This is a genomic window from Chlorobium phaeovibrioides (assembly GCF_003968655.1).
GTDB lineage: Bacteria > Bacteroidota > Chlorobiia > Chlorobiales > Chlorobiaceae > Chlorobium > Chlorobium phaeovibrioides.
In genome coordinates this window covers 76656-95546 of the sequence record NZ_RXYK01000002.1, presented here as the reverse complement: position 1 = coordinate 95546, position 18891 = coordinate 76656, and the positions used below count along the sequence as shown (strand labels likewise).

Sequence of the window (18891 nt, the reverse complement as noted above, 5' to 3'; positions counted from 1 at the left end):
GCGGGCGAGCTTACTTCGCCCCGTAATAAGTCAGTTCGCTTTTGGCTACGCAGTAATCAAATTTAGCCTGGTTCAGCCTCATCATTGCGTAGGTATATGCACCCTCCCTCATCAGGAGCTCAAAAGTCATAGCTTTGCCTGTCCGATACTGGCCTCCGATGTAGTCAAGACTCACCTTCGCCTCCTCAAGAGCCTGGCCGGCAACTCCCACACGCTCTTTAGCCGTCCTCATAGAGCGAATCGCCCTGGCCACTTCAGCCACGCTGTTGCTCTTTGCGGCATCATAACTGTAGCGCGCCTCGCGCTCCCGAGCCTTCGCCTCCTGAACTTTTCCAGAAATGGCCATGCCATCAAAAATCTTCCACTCCAGGCTCATGCCCACCATCCAGCTCGATCCATCCGTATCGAAATCAGCGGTATGATTATCAGCGCGTGCGAAAGCGTTAAGACGGGGAATACGACCAGCACGGGCCATATCACCCTGTTTCTCGGCCAGCTCGCGATAGGTCTCCATGGCGCGGAGGTCGGAGCGATCGCCCTCAACAGCAACATCTGCAAATGAAGGAATCTCGGCATCAACAGCCAGAGCGCCGGTAGGCTCAACCTGCACACCTTCCTCCAGATCAAGCAGAACAGAGAGAGCATCAACGGCATTCTTTGCGCCGTCCTCAAGCATCATCTTCTGCTCGCGGAGCTCCGCAAGGCGAACCTCTGTGGAAAGCTTGTCTGATTTCGGGAGCATCCCGGCCCGGAAAGCCTTTTCGGCCTCCGCGCTGTGGCGCTTCATAGTGGCAATCGACTTATCGACAGCGACGATATTGTACTGAGCGAGCATCAGGCCGTAATAGGCTTTGCTGACATAGAGATCAATCGTCTCTTCGGTCCGGGCCGTCATGAACTCTTCGGCGACCTTCGCCTTCTTTGCCATGCCGCGGCCGATTGCGCCGTCACGATTGAAAATCGGCTGCATGAGCTGGAGCGAGGTGTTGAAGTCGCTGATGGGATCAGCCTCGTTGAGGGTCGGCCCAAAATCAGTCTCAGGATTGACATTCGTCTGCATCAGCTTGATGCCGAAAACATTGAGCGGGTCGTTGGTGCGCACAAAATTTTCAGAAAGCGTCAGCGAGGGCAGATAGCTCTGGCGGCTCTGCACAATCCGTCCTTCTGCCTGCTCCACCCGGCTTTTGGCAGCCTTGATGGTATTGTTGTTCTCGCGGGCCATCGAAATGGCATCCGGGAGGGAAAGTTTCAGCGTTTTCTGAGCAGCCTCAGCTCCTGACGGAGCGCAAAGGGAAGCCGCAACCAGAACAGCGGCCAGCGCCTTGAATACCTTCATCGTATGTTACTGTTTGGAAATCAGTTTAAGAATCTTTTCAACATTTTTCGAGTCGTCGTGACTCATGCACTCTTTGAGATTGCGCTCAAGCACAAGAGAAAATGTAGTGTCCAGCGCGGCCTTGGCTGCCTGAAACTGCGTAATGACATTTTCGCAGGACTCGCCCCGCTCCAGCATTCTGATGAGGCCTTCCACCTGGCCTCCCATTTTTTTCAGCCGCAGTATTACATCGTCAGCCATAGCGTCTCCAGTGTTGTCCCATACCGGTACGGCACATACCTTATCCTTGATACCTATACCCAGTAAGGGTAGTAAGAATACAAAAAAAAGCAAGGAACACAAAACATCACAGCTCCCCTCAAACACTGAACCCTGTTCAACCGTCCCCTCCCAGCTCCGGCCGGGCTGAACTGCACTGAATATCACCCTGCACCTGCGAAAGCATGCTTTCAGTTGCCTGCTGCATAATCTGTGACATCACTGTTTCTGTCATGAACTTCAGAATTCCTTCAGGCATCATGTTCAATGGAAAGGAAAGCGTGAAGTCCAGCGTGATGTCGGTCTCAAAGTGAACCTCGGTACGGCCCTCTGAAAGATGATAGAGGCAGATTCGTGAATCCGTCCGCCCCACAAAGGCGTTTGCTTCGGACGGAAGATGCGATTCGTCGGGCGCCTCGGCGCTCACCCACCTGATGCATCGGCCCGTCAAGCCGCCGGGCGCCTCTCCCGGATGCGGCGAATCAAGGCTCCCGTCATCTTCCAGCTGACGGACGAAGAATACTGCGGTGATGGGGTTGTCCCTCGGGTCGTTGACCTGAAACACCCACTTGTACATATCACTTTCAGGAATAAAAACGACATGGGTGCAGTAGGGGTTGCAGCGAATGATTCTCTCATGATCCGAAAAATATACAGTCGAATCCCTTAAGCAGGTCTCAAGAATGATTGTGCGCTTACTTTTTCCAATAACTTCCATAAACAGAAACAAACAATAAGTGAAAGAAGCGCTTATGCGCGGTAATGCTATAAACCGAACCTCAAATTGAAGAGTTCCCCGCCCCTGCCCATAAGTCCGTTACAACGCCCTAACACATTGAAGAGCAATTGCTTTGGACCGATATTCCACTTGCCCGGCTCAAAAAAAATCATTAGTTTACAAAAAAATAATTTCGAAACCATTCGGGTGACACAAAGAGCGGCTCATGGCATGAAATGTACAATGCCCGATTCTGATTTCCATCAAAACGATTTCCATAAACCCAAAAACAAGAACCATCATGGCAAACGGAACAACTCCTGACATCAGCGGCGCAATCAACACCGTTGTCGAAACTGCCGGCAAACTGATTCAGCTTCAGCTGGACTGCATGAAAAACAGCCTGAACCTCATCACCGATGCTGCAGGCCCGCTCGCAAAAGCCGTCACCGACCTGACCGGCTCCATTGCAAACACTGCTTCAGAGGCAATCCAGAGCGTTTCCTCCTCTGTTGCACCGAAACAGTAAGCAGGCGCACCTCTTCACAGGCACCTTATGCAATTGAAATGCGTAAGGTGCCTTTTTTTTTGAGAGAGGCCCCCGAACCGCCCATAAGAAATGACGATTGAAAACAACATCCGCATCCTCTCCGAGAGGGCGGGACTCGCGCCCGTCAGCATCACTCCAGTTCAGGGAGATGCATCCGGCCGTCAATATTTCAGGATTTTCCTTGAGAAAGCCTCACTGATAGGCTGCCATGATCCTGCGTTTGCCTCGCTCCCCCCACAAGAAGCCTACCCCTTTCTTCATATGCAGCAGATGCTCTCTGCAAAGGGCGTCAGGGTTCCCGAGGTCATTGCCAAAGAGCGCCAAAGCGGCACGCTCCTGCTTGAGGACTGCGGCAACCTTCTGCTTCAGAACGCAGCAGAAGATCTGTCGCCGGATGCAGCCGCCGACCTGTATCGCTCTGCCGTCGACACAATGCTTCTCATCCAGTCCATGAAGGGGGAGAAAAACAGCCTGCCATTCTCTCTGGCCTTTGACAGGGAAAAACTGATGTTCGAATTTGATTTCTTCATTGAACATGCATTGCTTGGCTACTTCTCGGAAGTGTTCAACCCCCTGCAGGCAGGCGCTCTTCGCCGGGAATTTGAAACCATTGCCGATATGCTGGTTCTCCCCGACCGCTTTGTTCCAAACCATCGGGACTACCACAGCAGAAACATTCTGATCCACGACGCAACTCCCGTCATCATAGACTTTCAGGACGCCCGGATGGGGCTGGCGCAGTATGACGCCGCTTCCCTCCTTCGCGACTCCTACATCCGCATTGACGATGCACTCAGAGAGGAGCTGACACTCCGCCACCACCAGGGACTCATTGAGAGGGAGCTCTCCTGTGAGAGCTATGAAGAGTATCTCCACTATTTCACTCTCTCCTCCTTCCAGCGCAGCATCAAGGCAATCGGCACCTTCTGCTTTCAGACAGTGACACTCGGCAAGCAAGGATATGAACACTCCATTGCCCCCACTCTCGCCTATCTTGAGGACTATCGGCTGCCGCACCCGGAACTGAAAAAAGCGATGGCGCTGCTGGCGCCTCTTTATGCGGGAGTGAGCTGATGAAAGCGTTTGTCCTTGCCGCCGGCTTCGGCACCCGGCTCCGCCCGCTGACCGACCATCTGCCAAAACCTCTTGTGCCGGTATTGAACATCCCGGGACTCTTCTATACCTTCGCCCTGCTCAAAAAGGCCGGCATAACGGAAATCATCTGCAACATTCACCACCATGCCGACAGCATTCGGCGCCAGATTGAAACAAGCTGCATCCCCGGCCTCACCATAACCTTTTCTGTGGAGCCCGAGATTCTGGGAACCGGCGGCGGCCTCAAGCATTGCCAACCCCTGCTCGGGGAGGAAGACTTCCTGCTGGTCAACAGCGATATCATCACCGACATTGATTTCAGGGAACTTGCCGATGCACACCAGCGCTCAGGCCTTGCGGGAACCCTTTGCCTCCACCCAACACCCGACGCTCCATCCATAGGAACGGTGGGAGTGGAAGACGGCCTCGTCTGCGACTTCGCCAACCGTCGGGGAACCGGCATCGCCTCCTCATATATCTATACAGGAAGCGCCGTCTTCAGTCCGGCTATTTTCGAGCATCTGCACCCCGGGTTTTCGGGCATCGTTGAAACCGGATTCAACGGGCTGCTTGAGCGCCATCAGCTCGGATATCATGAGCACAGAGGGCTGTGGCGGGATATCGGCACACTCACAAGCTATCGGGAAGCCAACCTCTCAGCCAATGAAGTCATCAACCGGACAGGCGAGGCGGTTGAAGCAGCCACAGGCACAAAGCCCCATAAGATTTCACCCGACGCCCTCATCCATCCTTCGGCCCTGATCGACGGATCAGTCATAGGGGCAGACTGCAGGATAGGGGAAGACTGCCGCATTGAAGGCTCCGTGCTGCTGCCCGGAACTATCGTTCCGGACGGGACCGCTCTTTCGGGAGCCGTTGCGGATCCCTGGAACTGTCTGACTTCCGGGGAACCGCTAAAAAACATGAGGGTGCGATGACAGCCACAGGACTTGAAATACTGCTCAGCGATCCCCGAATCTGCCTCGGGCGGCGGATTGGCCTGATGGTCAACCAGAGCTCACTCACCGCCTCGCTTGAATACTCATGGGAGGCTCTCGCGAAAAAAGGGGTAAAGATAGAGCGCATTTTTTCACCCGAGCACGGCGTCTTCGCTACCGAGCAGGACCAGATAGCTGTTGGCAGCAAGCCGACTGCAGGCATTGAAACCGTCAGCCTCTATGGCAACAGCGAAGCCTCGCTTGTGCCGGACCGGGCTCTGCTTGAAGGGCTTGATCTGATTATTTTCGACATGCAGGATGTCGGTTCCCGCTACTACACCTATGTCAATACCCTGGCGCTCACCATGGAAGCGGTTTCCGGCATGGGCATTGAGCTTATGGTACTTGACCGCCCCAACCCCCTCGGAGGAGAACTTGTGGAGGGGCCGATGCTTGACCCCCGGTTCCATTCATTCGTCGGCATGTTCCCCGTACCCGTCCGCCACGGCCTGACAGCCGGCGAGCTTGCAGGCCTCTACCTTGATCACGCAAAGCCCGACCTCAAACTGACAGTCATACAGATGCAGGAATGGGAGCGCCGGATGCTCTACGCAGACACAGGCCTGCCATGGATACCGCCATCTCCCAACATGCCCACAGTCGAAACCGCCGCCGTCTATCCCGGCATGTGCCTCTTCGAAGGGCTGAATGTATCGGAAGGGCGCGGATCGACCACCCCTTTCCAGCTTTCCGGAGCCCCCTTCATCAATCCAATGGAGCTTGCCGACCGATGCCGTTCCTTTGACCTTGACGGGGTACTCTTCCGCCCGACCTGGTTCCGGCCGACCTTCCACAAATTCGCCGGAGAGGAAATCGGAGCTATCTGGCTTCATATCACCAACCCGCAGCTGTTCCGCCCCTTTGCCGCCGGTGTGGCCATGACAGCCGCCATCAATTCGCTCTATGGAGAGCAGCTGCAGTTCCTTCAAGAGGTCTACGAGTTCAACGACACCATCCCGGCATTTGATCTCTTGACAGGAAGCAGCCGGATACGAACCACCATCCTTGAAGGGGGAGAAGTGCAGGACATTCTGTACTCCTGGCAGGAGGAAGAGGGCGAATTCCGCCGCTTCAAGCAGCCATTCCACCTTTACTGACCAACCCCCAGACACCGCTCCATGCAGCCTCTCGACACGGCAATCGTCATTCTCTTCCTGCTCGGAAACACGCTCTTCGGACTCTGGCAGGGGAAAAGCAACAAAACAACCGGCGACTATTTTCTCGGAAGCCACAAGCTTCCATGGGTGGTAGCAATGCTCTCCATCGTAGCCACTGAAACCTCGGTACTCACCTTCGTCAGCGTTCCGGGCCTTGCCTACCGCGGCGACTGGTCGTTCCTGCAGCTGCCACTCGGCTATATAGCCGGGAGATTTCTGGTCAGCGCCCTCTTGCTCCCCATGTATTTCCGCGAAGGGGTCACCTCCATTTATGAAATCATCGGGGCTCGTTACGGCAAGGGGATGCAGCGCCTTGCCTCCATCGTCTTCCTCGTCACCAGAATACTGGGCGACGGAATCCGTTTCCTTGCCACGGCAGTGGTGGTGCAGGTGGTAACCGGCTGGAGCATGCCGCTCTCGGTTGTCATCATCGGTGCCGTCACCCTCGTCTACACCATCTCGGGAGGGCTGAAAGCTGTTGCCTGGCTCGACAGCGCCCAGTTCGTCCTCTATCTGGCGGGCGGAATCATCACAATTGCATTCATTTCCCTCCAGCTTGAAGGAGGACTCACCAGCGCTCTCAGCACTCTTTCGGACTCCGGAAAACTCCATGTCATCTCGTTCGCCGGCGATGTTCTGACCAACCCCATGTCGTTCTGGGGCGCCTTTCTTGGCGGATTGTTCCTCTCCCTCGGCTCACATGGTGTCGACTATATGATGGTTCAGCGGGTACTTGGCTGCAGCAGCCTCAGCGCAGCACGAAAAGCACTGATCGGCAGCGGTTTTTTCGTCTTTCTCCAGTTCGCAATTTTCCTTCTTGCCGGCTCGCTTATGTACCTGTTCGCCGACGGTGCGCCCGCTCTCAAAGACCGTGAATTTGCATCGTTCATCGTTCACAGCCTCCCATCCGGGCTCAAAGGGCTGCTTCTTGCCGGCATTCTCTCTGCTGCCATGTCGACAATCGGCTCCTCCATCAACTCTCTTGCGGCATCAACCGTTACAGACCTTCTCGGAGGGCGCCCCTCACTGCGTGCATCGCGCATAATCAGCCTCGGATGGGCAGGGGCGCTCATTGCCATAGCCCTCTCCTTCAACGAAAACGACAAAGCCATCATCATGGTAGGGCTGAAAATCGCATCCTACACCTATGGAGGGCTGCTTGGCCTCTTCCTGCTCTCCAAACACCGGCAGAACTTTCACCCCGCAAGCCTTGGTGCAGGACTGCTTGCGGGCATGGCCACGGTATTTTTTCTTGACAGCGCCACCCCTATTGCCTGGACCTGGTTCATCCTCATTTCCGTTGCCGTCAACATTCCGGCCGTATTCTTTATTGATGCCCTCATCAGAACCATCAGACGCTGAGCAGCTTTCTTTTTTGACAAGGGTATCATTACATTAAAAAATGAACAAAAAAGCCCCTCGGACAACGCCGCAGAAACGCACGCCAAAGGCACACTCGCACACGGCCCGTTCGACAAAAAAACTGATGACCTCCCTTTCAAGTCTCTTCATCAGCGTACAGTATGAAGACATTGACGAGATGGTCAAGAGCACGCTCAGCCTCATCGGGGAATTCCTTAAGGCCGACCGAAGCTACATTTTTGAATTCAACGATGACCGTACCCTCATGGACAACACCCATGAGTGGTGCAGGGAAGGCATTGAACCCCAAATTGATTTTCTCAAAGGGTTGCCGACCGACATGTTTCCCTTCCTGATGGAAAGGATTCAGGGCAATGAAACCCTGATGATCCCCAGAATATCCGAGCTGCCGCCGGAAGCCGCAGCTGAAAAGGATGTTCTGGAAGCTCAGAACATCAAGTCGCTGATCATCATCCCGCTCGCCTCCGGAAAGTCCTCCTTCGGATATATCGGCCTTGACGCTGTTGCAAAGGAAATGGTCTGGGGGAACGACACAGCTCCAGCCCTTACATTCGCCGGCGGAATCATAGCCAATGCACTTCAGCGGCAGCGGGCCGAAAAGTGCATCCATGCAGAACTTGACCTTGCAATCAGGCTCAACGCCTCCACATCCTTCCATGAGACCCTCAGGTTCTGCCTTGAAGCAGCCATCTCCGTATCGGGCATGGACTGCGGCGGGATATATCTCTTCAATAAAGAGCGGCAGGAGCTCTCCCTCACCTACCAGATCGGGTTTTCAGATGAATTCGTCCGGAAGGAAGGACTCTATCCTGCCGATTCAAAACAGTTTAAGCTTATACTGGCGGGAAAACCGGTCTATCATCACTACCGAAACACCAGTTCTGCCGACCGCGAAAGCGTGCGCCGTGAACAGCTTCTGGCAATCAGCATCATCCCCATCACCAGTAAAGGCGAAGTCATCGGCAACCTCAATGTTGCCTCGCACACGCTCTATCAGGTACCGGAATATTCCCGTAAAGCGCTGGAATCAGTCACCGCCCATATCGGCGCAGCCATCATGCAGGCCCGTCACCAGGAGGAGATTGCCGCGGCAAGAAGCAATTTCGAACTGCTGTTCGACACCATTGACGATCTTCTCTTCATTGTCGATAAGGAGGGAAAGGTCATCCACACCAATGAAACAACACAGAAACGGCTCGGATATTCAGCTGAAGAGATTCATGGACGACATGTGCTCGATTTCCACCCGACCGACCAGAGAGATGAGGCAAAAGCCAATGTGGAAGCGATGCTCGCAGGAAAGGGTGATACCTGTCGCGTACCGCTGCAGACCGCTGAAGGCACCCTCATTCCCGTTGAAACCCGTATCACAGCAGCCAAACTGAACAACCAGCCGGTCCTCTTTGGAATCAGCCGCGACATTTCAGAACGCCTCCTCTCGGAACAGAGCCTCACGGAAAGCGAGCAGCGGTTCCGGCAGCTGACTGACAACCTTCCCCTTCCGCTGTTTGAAATCAACACGGAAGGGATTGTCACCTACGGCAACAAAAAGTCGTCGGAGGTGTTCGGCTACACCCCTGAAGAATTTGCCGACAGCTTCTCCATTTTCCGCATCGCCATACCCGAAGAAGCTCAGAAGGCACAAAAGAACATGGCTATCATGGCCAGGGGAGAGCGTTCGTCCAACAACCATGAATACACCGCCATCCGCAAAGACGGAACAACATTCCCGCTCGTCCTCTACAGCTCTGCAATCATAACAAACGGCCGATTCTCTGGAGTCAGAGGGGTCTCAGTGGACTTGACAGATGTCAAAAAAGCTGAGGAGACCATCCGGAACATGGCCATCAAAGAACGGATGGTCAGGGAGTTCCAGACTCTGATTGACAACATACCCGGAGCGGTCTACCGCATCAACGAGGAGGGAAAGACAACCATCCTCTCTATGGTCAAGGAGTTTCTCGCCGACTTTTCAAAAGAGGAATTTGAAGCTGGACTGTTTGAGAGCATGGAACTCATCCACCCTGAAGACCGCCGCATTGTTGAACACTCCAACCGCACCATCGGGAAGACGACTGCATCAGCAACCCTGACATACAGAATTGTCTCTCGCGGAGGGGCTTTTCGATGGGTGGAAGACCGCCGGACGCCCGCGTTTTCAAGCAAAGGAGAGTTTTCTGGCATTGACGGCATTCTGTTCGACATCACCCGGCGGGTAAAAACGCAGGAAGAAAAAGACGCGCTTGAGTCCCGCCTGCGCAACACCCAGCGGCTTGAAACCATCGGCACCCTTGCAGGGGGAATTGCCCACGACTTCAACAATATCCTCACCCCCATGCTCGGCTATGCTGAAATGGGGCTCTCCTCACTTGCAGAAGAAGACCCGCTGCACGACTATTTCAATGAGATCATCCATGCCGCAGAACGGGCAAAAAACCTTGTAGGGCAGGTGCTCACCTTCAGCCGGGCCCAGGAAAGCCAACCAACCACCGTCCATATCCCGACCATTATTGAAGAGGCACTCAAGCTCCTGCGCCCCTCCATTCCCGCAACCATAACCATTCAAAGGGATATAGACGCCGCCGCCAGAAACATTCTTGCCGATCCTTCGCAGATTCACCAGGTCATCGTCAACCTCGCAGCCAATGCGTTTCAGGCCATGGAGGAATCGGGAGGCATTCTGTCCATAAAGCTCCATGAAATGGTTCCCGACCGGCAGCTGCGGCACCTGCTCCCAACCCTGCAGAAAGTCACCCATATACACCTGAGCATAACCGATACCGGCAAGGGAATGGACGAAGCGACGCTGGAGAGGATTTTTGAGCCTTTCTTCACCACCAAATCGGTCAACAAAGGAACCGGCCTCGGACTGTCGGTGGTCCATGGAATCATTACCAGCTACAAGGGAGAGATTACAGTTGAAAGCTCACAGGGAAAAGGAACAACCTTTCATGTCTATCTCCCTGTGATTGAAGACAAGCTTGTCGCGAAACCAGAAGTTGAGCCGGTACAGGGAGGAAACGGCAACATTCTCTTCGTTGACGATGAACAGGCCACCGTCACCATGATGAAAACCCTGATTCCCCAGCTCGGGTTCACCATTGAACCATTCAGCTCGCCCCAGAAGGCGCTGGAACGATACCATGAAAACCCAGGCAACATTGACCTGCTCATCACCGATCTCACCATGCCGGGCATGACTGGAATTGAACTGGCAGCAGAGACACACAAACTCAACCCGGACCTGCCGGTCATACTGATTACCGGATACGACAAAGACATTGAACTGACCACCCCGATCAACCGTTACGGCATCAGCCGCTTCCTGAAAAAACCGGTCCGGCGCTCCGAGCTGGCCACCACAATCAACGAAGTCATTTCACCACACAATCCCACTGCAGCATGAACATTCTTGTCATTGATGATGATCCCGCCGTCAGAAAATTCATCTGCACGACACTGAAACGGGAAGGGCACCAGGTCATTGAGGCCGGCGACGGAGTCACAGGAATCCGGATGCTCAATGAAAACAAGGCGATAACTCTCATGATAACCGACCTCATCATGCCCGAAAAAGAGGGGATTGAAACGATTATGGAGGTTCGCAAATCCCATCCCGACCTCAAAATCATCGCCATTTCAGGCGGAGGAAAAGTCGGCCCCGAAAACTATCTGGTTCTGGCCGACGCCCTCGGAGCAGACGCAACCCTGAAAAAACCCTTCAGCGTCCAGGAGCTCCTCCTCAGCCTGAAGCTACTTGATTGAACGGATAGGAAAGCAGCGCATGATGGCCGCGTCAGCTCAGTCCATCATAGCAGTAGTCAAGGCTCTCCTGCGGGGCCTCATCGCCACTGACAACTTCAAAGGTTCTGTTGCGGGCTGTATCCAGCCGGAGGGAGAGCACAAGAAGTTCGGCGACATCAGAGCGGTTCGTCCAGCCGTTCCACATATGATCGCCCTGACCCACAACCATACGGTGCTTCAGCGGCTCTCCATCCTTCAGCCCCCCCGGACGGACAATGGTATAACTCCTGCCCCCGGTCGAAAAGAGCTCCCGCACATGCTTCTCAGCTGCCGCTTTCATCAGAAGCACCCCGCCAAACAGGTTCAGCGGATGGTACCAACGGGTAACCGCCAGTGAACTCACAAGACCGAAATGGCTTACCCCCGCCGCGGCCGCAGCATCAGCCAGACGAATGACTCCATCCCGGTCAACCTCCGCGGGTGAAGACTCTCCGCTGAGGGAGCTCGAACCCAGTGCGGAAATAACCGCCGAGCACCCCTGCACCGCCCTGTCAAGTGCAGCACGATCTCCTACTCTTCCCACCGCAATCTCAACTCCTGCATCAAATACCGATGCCTTTCCGGCCGAACCCACAAGCGCCCGCACCGGTATGCCGTAATGCTGAAGACGCCGTACCACCCACTGCCCTGTCCGCCCTGTTGCACCGGCAACGAGCACCTTCTCCATACTGTTCATATGCGTCTCTGTCTCTTGATGGGTTGATGAAACTGCTTACCACTAACTTCCCACTATAGAACCCGCCCCGGCAAAGGAAAGTTTCTCTCTGGATGTGAAAATTCATTACTTTATCAAGAGAGAGGACTGGCCCGCAACCACCTGCACCTTATTCATATAAACAAGAAGCAGCATGAAATTCACAAGAATAGCCACCATCCTGATGCTGCCGGCAATGCTGATGTTCCTCTCAGCAGAGGCAACAGCCTTCAATCCTGAAAGTCTGAAGCTGCTTAAAACCGACATTCCGGGGTGGAATACCATGCGCAGCAGCAGTCCGGAAAGGGTCATGGACCTCTACAAAGCCGACCTTGAAGATGCCGAGCTCAACAGGGCAAACCTCAGCGGAACCATTCTCGTTCGAGCCGATCTCTCCGGCGCCCGTCTTGATGAGGCAAATCTGAGCGGGTCAAATCTGGCAATGTCGTTCATACAAAAAGCCGACCTGAAAGGTGCCGACCTTGCAGGTTCCTGGTTGAACAAAGCCAACCTGAAAAGCTCATATATGGTAGAGGCATCGCTCCGTCGGAGCAGCCTCGCAGGAGCAAACCTCAGATGGGCCAGATTGAGGGAAGCCGACCTGATGGACGCAAATCTCACCAACGCCATCCTCTTTGAAACCGATTTCACCAACGCCAACCTCAGGGGGGCAAACCTTCAGGGAGCAACATTTCTGCCCAACGCCATTCTGCAGGGAGCAACTCTCTCCGAAGGAACCATTCTGCCCTCTGGTGAACCGGCAGACCGGGGATGGTGCATGAGACGGGGAGCCCGTTTCGACCAGAACCACACCACCTCACATAACTCCATACAGGCTCCCCCGGTGGAACTGCCTGAAGAAACAACTGTCTTGACAGCCCCCTCAGCAGAAACAGGCGTCAGCAGCGCAGGTAAGCGCGAGCAGGAACTCCTCCGGGATGATGTGGCGGCATGGAACCGACTGCGCAGCAGCAGGCCGGAGATGACAGTCACCATGAAAAAAGAAACACTTGAAAAGACCAGCCTCAGAGGTGCAGACCTGAAAAAAGCAGTTCTCTCCGGCAGCAATTTCGCCGGCGCAATGCTTGACACGGCCGACTTGACAGGGGCCGATCTTCGCAATGCCGACTTCCGAAAAGCCGACATGAAGAGAACCTGCCTTAAAGAGGCAAACCTCCAGAAAGCCAACTTCGACCGTGCATTTCTGAAAAATGCGGATCTCAGCGGTGCCAACCTTTCCGGCGCAATGCTCTACGGGGCAACCCTTTCGGGCGCAAATCTCAATGGAGCCACTCTTGAGGGCGCCTCACTCTTTGATGCAGACCTTTCCGGAGCAGACCTCTCCGGGGCCAACCTGAAGGGAGCCAACATCATGGACGCCGATTTTTCAGGCGCAACATTCTCCCCATCCACAACACTTCCCTCAGGCAAGGCCGCCACCAGAGCATGGGCAGTCATGAACAGGGCGACACTCGCTCCCTGAGAGAAAAAAAGGAGAACGACAATGGCAAATATCCTTGTTGCAAGCTATTACAGCCGGTGGGACATCAAAAACCACAAAGGACGCATTGCACTGTATGATTCAGCAAATCAGGAGATTGAAAACCATGCGTTCAGCGACCCGGCGGAATTTCAGGTAATCGTCAGCATGCTGCGCAACGAAAAACCCCTCTGGTATGAAACAGAGGCGAAACATCTGAGGACAGGAAATGAGCCTGCGGGTGAAGGGGAGAGATAAAAAGGATTGCCCGGGAGCAAAAGAATTATGCCTCAGTAACCGAGGGGAAGCGTTTTCTGAACAGAAGAGCACCAAGCAGACGGGCACGCGTGATATTCCGGTCATTCGTGCTGAGGCGATGTTTTTTGCCCGTACGGGTTATCACATCAATAGTACCATCATTGTTGACTTCAGCTACCCTCCAGAATTTATCCACCACATAATGGTACTCTTCCCCCCGCTCAAGAGGGTATACCTGCCGCGCCCGGGGCCCGGGGCTGAACGAACTCTTCGGCTTGTGGTAGACGATTGGATCACCAACCCTGAAATGCATCATCTCAACCTCCTTTCCGGCTTCATGACCGGCTCATGACAGTACTTTCTTATTTCTAAAACAGAACCAATCGGCAATGTAATACATGCCGATTGATTTAACAAATTTTTTCAAGAATCCAGCTCAGGAAGTCACATTAACAACAGGCCTTTCTGAGAACCATGGTGTATTCGTTCCTGTCAGACATCGGCTTGCTCTTGATCAACAGGCTCCAGTCCACCTGCATATATCCCCCCGCTCCAGTCACAAACTTGGAGTTGAAAGAGAGGATTTCTTCATCAATACGCCCGCCGCTCATGGCACTCTCAACATCGGCATAATCATCAGGATGAATGAGCGACCGAAGCTGCGCTTCAACAAGCGAATTCTTCTCATACAGCAGGAACTTCTCAAGCGAACCAGTCAGCTCCACAATCCGGCACTCACTGTCAAGAACCGCATATGCTTCAATACCCCGGGAATATATTCCATCATGGCGCACCATATGCAGCCGTACTTCACGAAGCAGGCGCTCAACATCCATACGGTACCGCGACAGCATGAGGGTTCCTCCAAGCTGATCCGACGAAGTACCGGAGGAATATCCGTTCAGCAGCCACTCAATATCCGCACCGTCATTTTCCAGGCGCATCAGCATTTTTTTTCCAGGCATACACTTCCCTTTCAGATAGGGAGTCATCTGTGCAGGATACTTGATTCCTGCCGCCCGGCAGAAAGCATTCACCGATCCATGCTTCCGAAGAATATACTCCCTGAGCCTACTCTGAAAGCCCTGTCGCGACGAATCGGATACATTTTGCAACATGGTAAATGGGGACATTGTGTGTAGGGAGAGGAGAGAAAACTGATTGTTCACACTCCCGGAAAATAATACAGCTACTATAACAAACCACAGCGCACAAAAGTTCCATAACCCCCCCCCGACTCAACCAGATAAAGCGTTCAGATCTGCACCTGTACGCCAATTTCTATCACCTGGCCCGAGGGAAGTCCGTAATACGCCGTCGCACTCAAGGCATTTCTGGCCATAAGCGCAAACATCTTCTTGCGGGATGGCAGGATTTTCGTCTTTTCATCAGCAACAATCTTCTCCCTGCTCAGGAAGAAGCTGATGGCCTCTGGCTTGAAGTTCAGCCCAAGAGCATTGGCGAGGTCAAGCACCTGACGGATATTTGGATACTCAAGGAAACCGTAACGGGCCACAACCTGGGTAAACCCGTCCTTCAGCCTGACAAACTCGACCTTTTTGCTGTTCGGAACCCTCGGAACCCGTTCACTGCTGAAATGGAAGAGGGCCACCTCTGAATGCAGCACCTTGTTGTGGCGGAGATTATGCAGAAGGGCTATGGGCACAATGTCAGGATTTGCCGTCAGGTAGACCGCCTGGCCCGGCACCCGTTGCGGCTCCTGAAGGGCAAGACTGTTCATGAATTCATCAACCGTCAGCGTGTGGTCCTGAAGCTGACGCATAAGCAGCCGCCTCCCCTGCTTCCAGGTGTTCATCAGCGTAAACATAAGCAGACCGACCGCCAGCGGGAACCAGGCTCCGTGGAACAGCTTGCTCATACTGGCCCCGAAAAACGAAAGGTCAACAACGGCAAAAAGGCTTACCAACGCCCAGAGCACTGGCGGGCGCCACTTCCAGAGATCGCGGGCAACAAAGAAAAAGAGTATGGTGGAAATCAGCATGGTGGTTGTCATGCTTGCGCCATAGGCCGCCGCAAGCCGGCTGGAAGAGCCAAATCCCAGCACAAGACCGATAGTGGCCACCATAAGCGCCCAATTGGCGGCCGGCACATAAATCTGACCAATATGGCTGGCTGAGGTATGGGTCACCGTCAGACGGGGAAGATAGCCAAGCTGCATTGCCTGCTGGGTTATGGAGTACACGCCCGTAATCAGCGCCTGCGAAGCAATGACTGTAGCCACCGTGGCAAGGAGAACCATTGGAATCATTGCCCATGAAGGCACCAGAGCATAAAAGGGATGGCTTGAGGCCTCAGGCGAAGCGAGAAGAAAAGCCCCCTGCCCGAAATAGTTCAAGAGCAGCGCCGGAAGCACAAAAAGCACCCAGGTCAACCGGATGGGACGGCGGCCGAAATGGCCCATATCGGCATACAGCGCCTCCGCACCGGTAACAGCCAGAAATACCGCGCCCAGTACCAGAAAACCGTGAAGCTGGTTGTTGAGAAGAAAATTGATTCCGTACCACGGCATGACCGCCTCAAGAATCTGCGGGTATTGTATGATCTGAATAATGCCAAGGGTGCCGAGACAGAAAAACCAGAGCAGAATGATGGGACCGAAAAGAGCCCCAAGACGAGCAGTTCCATTGTGCTGAAAGAGAAAGAGGCCGGCAAGGATGACCACCGTTGCCGGAATGACCATATCGGCAAAAGCCGGCGCAATGATCTGGAGCCCCTCCGTGGCACTCAACACTGAAATGGCCGGGGTTATCATAGCCTCCCCCAAGAGAACGGAAGCACCGAAGAGACCGATTGAGACCAGCACCCAACGATCTTTTTTTTTCTTGATGGACTGACCTATGATGAGAGCCGTAAGGGCAAGAATTCCCCCTTCACCCTCATTATCGGCACGCATGATGAATGTGAGATACTTCAGACTGACGATCAGGATCAATGCCCAGAAAAGAAGGGAAAGAACCCCGAGGATATTGGCGTTTGAAGCCGCTATACCGTAATCGCCATGGAAACACTCGCGGATTGCATACAGCGGACTTGTCCCGATATCGCCAAACACCACCCCGAGAGCAGCAAGCGAAATCCCGGCCAGCTTTTTCATCCCGCCTGCACCTTCAGGAACTGCGCCATCAGTGCGACCTTCAGGGTCTCGTGCATTTACCGTCATGACTGTGAGGAAAAGTGATCAAAGCCGCCACTCATTGGGAAAAAGCACACAGCGCAGCCTGCACTGCTGAAGGACGGAAAGAGAAAGGGAAATGAGGCGTTCAACATAAATAAGCGTTCGTTGCAAAACTCCAATTTGCAGCGGGTAATATAGCCAATTGTTCCTTAACCCCGAACCCTGCCAACCCTTTTACCCCTTGAGCCCCGGCTCAAAAGGCATCCGAAGCCCCCGGGCCGGAAAACCATTCATGCATTTTATTCACCCGAAAGAATCACAAAGGCCCCTCACCCGCACCAGGCTTTACATAACAAAGACAATTACAAAACGAAGAGGCACAAAAAACAAAGACAACAAGTCACAGAAAAAAAACAACTTGCAGAAACCCCGCCGTCAAACCAAAGCCGTTCTCTTTGGTTTTCGCTTTTTTTTATATATTGAGAACAGAATTTGGATGAATCAATTGCGAATAGTTATTCATTCCGAAGGTCTGCAGTGCCATAGCACACAGGCCCTTAACGAAACCCGAACAATATGACTCGCAAAAAAATTGTTATTGCCGCCTTTTTGGCCATCATGGCCACCGGCACCATCACCTCCTGCCAGAACTCTCTTCAGCTTTCCCGAAACACTCCATCTTCCAGCGACAGCACCCTTGCAGACAATGCAGCCATGCAGGACGGCACTTCCGTTGACTGCCAACCCGAATGCTTTCTGATGACCACGGGGATTGCATCCTACTATGCCGACCGATTTCACGGAAGAACAACGGCGAACGGCGAAACCTTTGACATGAACGACCTTACCGCCGCCCATAAATCCCTGCCGTTCGGCACCTGGGTACGGGTAACCAATATGGAAAACGGCCGTGAGGTGACAGTACGCATCAACGACCGCGGGCCCTATGTCGGCCAGCGCATCATCGATCTCTCCCGCGAAGCCGCAAAAGTCATCGGACTGATCAAGCCGGGCACAGGAGAAGTCAAGCTTGAGGCCTTCGAAGAAAACCCCGACACATCCATCAGCGGCTGACCACCCGGGCGACGCCCTGCACTTCACTCACGGCTTCTGCTCATTGAAGAAGAAGCCGGCGTCGACTCCCCCCGCCGCTCCATCACCTTCTTGTAATACGATCCGCTTGTATACAGTGCCGCAGCAGGATTATGCCCAAGCACCCTATCCTTGACAATGAGTGTTATGGCCGGCGCATCTGAATGACGACAGAAGAGTGCGTCATGGCCAACGCAGAGCCCTATCACCACATTTATGTCCGACTTCCATTCGTTCAGCATCCGGGCCTGCAAAATCGGGTTGCACGACCCCTCAAAACTCCCAGGCTTCAGCTTCAGCTCTTCAGGAATCCCAACCGCCGTCTTATCCACCGAACCCGCCTTACAGAGAACTGCACGATACTCGAAACCATTGGCCTTCAGCATCTTCCCGAACAATCGAGTCTCCCCGATAAGCCCCACGCAAGTCGCCAGACCAACCTTTCTGGCCCCAATACGCCGGGCAAACTCTATCGTCTCCTCCACACGGGTCAGCTTGCCATAAAACACCCCCTCCACCTCAGCCGCCGCACGAGAAACCCGCGCGTCAATGCTATCTCCTCCATACTCAGCAACCACCCCCTGAAGAACCCCGTCATCCAATGCCTCCCCCGGACAGAACGGAGGAAACTCCCCCGCGCGACGGTAACAATTCAGAGTACCACACTCAAAACAGCCCAATTCCCGCTCCGCTCCACCACCCTCACTCTCATTCAATGTCATGAGATCAATCCCTCCAAAATATGTGCCCTCTGGCACAGTTAACAAACCAACCTCTCGCAGTTTCAATAAAACAAATTAGCGCAAAAGTTAAGAAAAAGTTGGGGACACTCATGACTGAGTGTACTTACCGACTGGAGCAAGCGCTTCAAGAACGAGGAGGATGAACTCCCCCCCCATCGCCCCTTCACCCTAGACAGGCACTCCTGGATG

18 protein-coding genes are annotated in these 18891 nt (G+C 53.9%); 10 read left to right on the top strand and 8 right to left on the bottom strand.

Features of this window, described 5'->3' with window-relative positions; translation table 11 throughout:
* Positions 1-10: 10 nt before the first annotated feature.
* From EKD02_RS02090 to EKD02_RS02080, 3 genes are all read right to left on the bottom strand, one after another.
* The gene (locus tag EKD02_RS02090) at positions 11-1336 is read right to left on the bottom strand and encodes a TolC family protein (protein ID WP_126383586.1); all 1326 of its coding nucleotides are present in this window, start codon (positions 1334-1336) and stop codon (positions 11-13) included.
* A 6-nt stretch (positions 1337-1342) separates the two neighbouring features.
* Positions 1343-1576 carry a metal-sensitive transcriptional regulator gene (locus tag EKD02_RS02085; RefSeq protein WP_011890878.1) on the bottom strand — a complete coding sequence of 78 codons (234 nt, stop codon included), beginning with the start codon at positions 1574-1576 and terminating at the stop codon, positions 1343-1345.
* A gap of 136 nt (positions 1577-1712) precedes the next feature.
* Positions 1713-2171 carry a DUF1997 domain-containing protein gene (locus tag EKD02_RS02080; RefSeq protein WP_342352896.1) on the bottom strand — a complete coding sequence of 153 codons (459 nt, stop codon included), beginning with the start codon at positions 2169-2171 and terminating at the stop codon, positions 1713-1715.
* 442 nt (positions 2172-2613) lie between these two features.
* On the opposite strand from EKD02_RS02080, the gene EKD02_RS02075 reads away from it, so the two are divergent.
* The 7 genes from EKD02_RS02075 to EKD02_RS02045 all read left to right on the top strand — a co-directional run bounded on the left by EKD02_RS02075 (position 2614) and on the right by EKD02_RS02045 (position 11260).
* A complete protein-coding gene (locus EKD02_RS02075) occupies positions 2614-2841 on the top strand; it encodes a hypothetical protein (RefSeq protein WP_011890880.1) in 228 nt (75 codons plus the stop codon).
* Positions 2842-2931: 90 nt separating this feature from the next.
* Positions 2932-3936 (top strand): aminoglycoside phosphotransferase family protein, encoded by a 1005-nt coding sequence (locus tag EKD02_RS02070; protein ID WP_126383582.1) that lies wholly within the window; start codon positions 2932-2934, stop codon positions 3934-3936.
* The gene (locus EKD02_RS02065; RefSeq protein ID WP_126341598.1) at positions 3936-4895 is read left to right on the top strand and encodes a nucleotidyltransferase family protein; all 960 of its coding nucleotides are present in this window, start codon (positions 3936-3938) and stop codon (positions 4893-4895) included. Before EKD02_RS02070 ends, EKD02_RS02065 begins: the two co-directional genes overlap by 1 nt.
* Positions 4892-6052 (top strand): exo-beta-N-acetylmuramidase NamZ family protein, encoded by a 1161-nt coding sequence (locus EKD02_RS02060; RefSeq protein WP_126383580.1) that lies wholly within the window; start codon positions 4892-4894, stop codon positions 6050-6052. The genes EKD02_RS02065 and EKD02_RS02060 overlap by 4 nt, the downstream gene beginning before the upstream one ends.
* A 21-nt stretch (positions 6053-6073) precedes the next feature.
* The gene (locus tag EKD02_RS02055) at positions 6074-7474 is read left to right on the top strand and encodes a sodium:solute symporter (protein ID WP_011890884.1); all 1401 of its coding nucleotides are present in this window, start codon (positions 6074-6076) and stop codon (positions 7472-7474) included.
* Between the two features lie 40 nt (positions 7475-7514).
* Positions 7515-10901, top strand: a complete 3387-nt coding sequence (locus tag EKD02_RS02050) for a PAS domain S-box protein (protein ID WP_126341600.1) — start codon at positions 7515-7517, stop codon at positions 10899-10901.
* Positions 10898-11260, top strand: a complete 363-nt coding sequence (locus EKD02_RS02045) for a response regulator (protein ID WP_011890887.1) — start codon at positions 10898-10900, stop codon at positions 11258-11260. Before EKD02_RS02050 ends, EKD02_RS02045 begins: the two co-directional genes overlap by 4 nt.
* A gap of 31 nt (positions 11261-11291) precedes the next feature.
* On the opposite strand, the gene EKD02_RS02040 is transcribed toward EKD02_RS02045, so the two are convergent.
* Positions 11292-11975, bottom strand: coding sequence for an SDR family oxidoreductase (locus EKD02_RS02040; protein WP_126341601.1), 684 nt, complete (start codon positions 11973-11975; stop codon positions 11292-11294).
* Between the two features lie 172 nt (positions 11976-12147).
* On the opposite strand from EKD02_RS02040, the gene EKD02_RS02035 reads away from it, so the two are divergent.
* Positions 12148-13476, top strand: a complete 1329-nt coding sequence (locus EKD02_RS02035) for a pentapeptide repeat-containing protein (protein WP_126341602.1) — start codon at positions 12148-12150, stop codon at positions 13474-13476.
* 21 nt (positions 13477-13497) lie between these two features.
* Positions 13498-13731, top strand: coding sequence for a hypothetical protein (locus EKD02_RS02030; RefSeq protein WP_011890890.1), 234 nt, complete (start codon positions 13498-13500; stop codon positions 13729-13731).
* Positions 13732-13756: 25 nt separating this feature from the next.
* Here EKD02_RS02030 and EKD02_RS02025 read toward each other — a convergent pair whose 3' ends face one another.
* From EKD02_RS02025 to EKD02_RS02015, 3 genes are all read right to left on the bottom strand, one after another.
* Positions 13757-14047, bottom strand: a complete 291-nt coding sequence (locus EKD02_RS02025; RefSeq protein ID WP_011890891.1) for a hypothetical protein — start codon at positions 14045-14047, stop codon at positions 13757-13759.
* A gap of 133 nt (positions 14048-14180) precedes the next feature.
* Positions 14181-14768: a PAS domain-containing protein gene (locus tag EKD02_RS02020; protein ID WP_244924383.1), complete on the bottom strand. Its 588-nt coding sequence runs from the start codon at positions 14766-14768 to the stop codon at positions 14181-14183.
* 218 nt (positions 14769-14986) lie between these two features.
* Positions 14987-16912, bottom strand: a complete 1926-nt coding sequence (locus EKD02_RS02015) for a potassium transporter Kup (protein ID WP_126383578.1) — start codon at positions 16910-16912, stop codon at positions 14987-14989.
* A 531-nt stretch (positions 16913-17443) separates the two neighbouring features.
* On the opposite strand from EKD02_RS02015, the gene EKD02_RS02010 reads away from it, so the two are divergent.
* Positions 17444-17941 (top strand): septal ring lytic transglycosylase RlpA family protein, encoded by a 498-nt coding sequence (locus EKD02_RS02010; RefSeq protein WP_011890894.1) that lies wholly within the window; start codon positions 17444-17446, stop codon positions 17939-17941.
* A gap of 23 nt (positions 17942-17964) precedes the next feature.
* Here EKD02_RS02010 and EKD02_RS02005 read toward each other — a convergent pair whose 3' ends face one another.
* Positions 17965-18681: a DUF1847 domain-containing protein gene (locus EKD02_RS02005; protein ID WP_126383576.1), complete on the bottom strand. Its 717-nt coding sequence runs from the start codon at positions 18679-18681 to the stop codon at positions 17965-17967.
* Positions 18682-18891: the final 210 nt, after the last annotated feature.